The sequence below is a fragment of the Klebsiella sp. MS 92-3 genome, assembly GCF_000195655.1.
Taxonomy (GTDB): Bacteria; Pseudomonadota; Gammaproteobacteria; order Enterobacterales; family Enterobacteriaceae; genus Klebsiella; species Klebsiella pneumoniae.
On record NZ_GL882806.1, the window covers coordinates 105,671 to 106,018 of the forward strand.

Genomic DNA, 348 nt, shown 5'->3' on the forward strand with positions numbered 1-348 from the left:
CGAATCCAGCTGCTGGTCCTGGGTGCCGTTTACCTTCGCTGTGTGCTCGTTATCCACCTGGCCGCCGGTCACGTAGAAGCGCAGCATCGGACGGAACTCCGGCCCCATGCCGATGGCTATGTTCTGCGACAGCGTCAGCTTCCAGCCGTGGTTATCCCCGCCCTGGTCGTAATCCACGCGCTGGTAGCCCGCTTCCAGCCAGGTGGAGTGCACGTCGTTCCAGAAATACATCGGCCGCACGATGGCACCGTAGTTTTTACGGTTGTCGGTATTATCCTTGCCGTTGTCGTAGTCATGGAAGGCCAGCAGATATTCCACCTGCGCCTGCTGGGTGAACTTATGGCTGCC

At 59.5% G+C, this 348-nt stretch carries 1 protein-coding gene; it reads right to left on the reverse strand.

Going from position 1 to position 348, the window contains the following annotated elements; translation table 11 throughout:
* On the reverse strand, positions 1–348 hold a 348-nt coding region (locus HMPREF9538_RS14115; protein WP_009485065.1), incomplete at both ends, for a carbohydrate porin.